This window comes from Paenibacillus sp. E194 (genome assembly GCF_000935845.1).
Lineage (GTDB): Bacteria > Bacillota > Bacilli > Paenibacillales > Paenibacillaceae > Paenibacillus_B > Paenibacillus_B alvei_B.
Genome location: NZ_JMDX01000432.1, coordinates 1 through 2,498 on the forward strand (window position 1 = coordinate 1; position 2,498 = coordinate 2,498).

Here is a 2,498-nt window from a genome sequence, read left to right on the forward strand (position 1 = left end):
CTTCGGAAAATTCACTTTTGCATTTCCTTCTAGATCATTGTCCTTATAGCCTTCCACCTCTTCACCGTCGTACATCCGCATCTTCTTCACTAAATCCATGCCCTGCTTCTTGCTCTCCTTCAATCGGGTCAAGATGGAGAATATGGCAGCTGCCTTGAGCGCATGCGGAGCAATATGAACATGACCCATATCGCTCTGACTGATCAGCTTCGAATAGATGCGCTCTTCCTGCGACACCTTCAAGTTATACGGGATCGGCATGACAATCATACGGGATTGAAGCGCCTCGTTCTTCTTGTTCGCGATGAATCCTTTGTACTCCGCCTCATTGGTGTGAGCGATGATGAGCTCATCGGCCGAGATTAGAGCAAATCGTCCAGCCTTGAAATTCCCCTCCTGTGTGAGCGACAGCAGATTCCACAGGAATTTCTCATCGCACTTCAGCATCTCCTGGAATTCCATCAAGCCGCGGTTCGCCTTGTTCAGTTCCCCATCGAAGCGATACGCGCGCGGATCAGACTCCGAACCAAACTCCGTTATCGTAGAGAAGTCAATGCTTCCCGTTAAGTCCGCAATATCCTGCGACTTCGGATCCGACGGACTGAATGTCCCGATTCCAATCCGATTTTCCTCCGATACAAGCACTCGTTCCACCAGCACCTTCTCGATGTCGTTGCCATATTCCGTCTTCAATCGCAGTTGGCATGACGGGCAGAGATTCCCTTCAATGCGAACACCTAGCTCCCGCTCAACCTCAGGCCGCAGTTCATTCGGTATCAGGTGCAGCGGTTCTTCATGCATAGGGCAGCCCTTGATTGCATATATAGCTCCCCGCTCGGTTCGGGAATACTGCTCCATGCCCCGCTTCAGCATCGTGACCAGGGTTGATTTCCCTCCGCTCACAGGCCCCATCAATAGCAATATCCGCTTCCGCACATCAAGCCGCTTCGCAGCGGAGTGGAAATATTCTTCCACTAGCTTCTCAATGGCACGGTCAAGACCGAATATTTCCTTATCGAAAAACTTATATCTGGTCTGCCCGTTAACCTCTTCCGCACCATACGACGCAATCATCTCATACACGCGCGCATGTGCCGTCATCGCCGGAGCGGGGTCACGACGCAGCAACTCGACATATTGTTTAAATGTTCCGGTCCAGGCCAATTGTTCACTTTCGGCACGATGTTCTGAAATCCGTTTGAATATGTCCATCCCTTTAAACCTCCATTGCTCCCGATTTGCAACACAGCCCTCCATCGCCGCTTTGCGTCTGTCTCACTTTAGAGAAAAAATTAGTGTACTACATAACTATGCGGAACAAGCCTGTGAATATCACGAAATTTTCTGCATATACAAGCCCAACCTTTGGTTCGATCATGAGCATGGTATAATGGGACGAAGAGTTATAGGAAAAAGGCCCGGAGAAATCATCACAAGATTTGTCCCCCTTTTTCATCGGGAAAGGAGTAACCGTTCGTATGGGCAAATCAACATCCCCTTCTACTCGAGCCAAAAAAACGAAGCAAGCTGCACGCTCACAGAGCGCAGCGCCTATCCGCTCGGATTCAATCGCAGCAGAGCTGGAGCAACAACAGGAAACGAAGGAGACGAGGGAGACGAGGGAGACGAGGGAGAAGCAAGTGGACTCGTCTAGAGTCATTCATAAGGAATCAGAGCTGTACTCCCCGATTAAGACGTACTTTGAAGCGATTGGATATCATGTTCGGGGTGAGGTGCGCCATTGTGATATGGTTGCTATCCGCCCAGATGCACCGGAAGCAGAGCCGATTATTATTGAATTGAAGTCTTCCTTCAACGTGACGCTGCTGCTTCAGGCGCTTGATCGCTTAAAGTTGTCGTCCACCGTCTACGTTGCTGTTGCCAAAAAAAAAGCAACCCGCAGCAGCCACCCGGTATCCGGACTTCGACAATTATGCGAACGACTCGGTTTAGGATTTCTGCTCGTCACCTTCTATAAACGCAAGGCGCCATTTGTGGAGGCGATCTGTCATCCACCAGGGTGGGTAGAGCAAGAGGAGAAAGCGGTATATAATCCGAAGCCTGTCAGAACGTCCAAGACTAGAGCTGCAAGGCTTGTCCGTGAATTCCATGCTCGCAGCGGCGACTATAACGTAGGCGGCACGACGAAGCAGCCGCTCGTTACAGCCTACCGCGAGAAAGCGCTTCGAGTGGCTAATGTTCTGCAGGAGGGCCCGCTTCGAGCTGCAGTTGTTCGCAGCAGAGCTGGAGTTGGCGATGCAGCCAGCATTTTGCAGAAAAATTACTACGGGTGGTTTGAGCGCCAGAGCCGGGGGATTTATGCATTGACCTCCGAAGGAACTGCGGCAATTGCCCAATATGCGAATATTCTCGCGCAGCTGCCAGGATTATCGCCTTAGTCCATTTTCGGATTTATTTCCCTGTCGCTGCAACAGACCGTTAGCCTTCTATCTCCGACCTGTCCAATGCAATCCACTTCTAACCCCATCCAGTTTCAA

Annotated in this window: 1 protein-coding gene and 1 pseudogene; one reads left to right on the forward strand and one right to left on the reverse strand. The window is 50.8% G+C overall.

What is annotated here, in order from left to right; all coding sequences use genetic code 11:
- A pseudogene (locus AZ66_RS28550) lies at window positions 1-1,212 on the reverse strand (protein prkA); the annotation flags it as partial.
- A 266-nt stretch (window positions 1,213-1,478) separates the two neighbouring features.
- Here AZ66_RS28550 and AZ66_RS28555 point away from each other — a divergent pair.
- Window positions 1,479-2,399, forward strand: coding sequence for a DUF2161 family putative PD-(D/E)XK-type phosphodiesterase (locus AZ66_RS28555; RefSeq protein WP_082061772.1), 921 nt, complete (start codon window positions 1,479-1,481; stop codon window positions 2,397-2,399).
- Window positions 2,400-2,498: the final 99 nt, after the last annotated feature.

Coding starts and splice junctions, on each gene's coding strand:
- AZ66_RS28555 (WP_082061772.1), top strand. CDS start 1,479: ATGGGCAAATCAACATCCCCTTCTACTCGAGCCAAAAAAACGAAGCAA.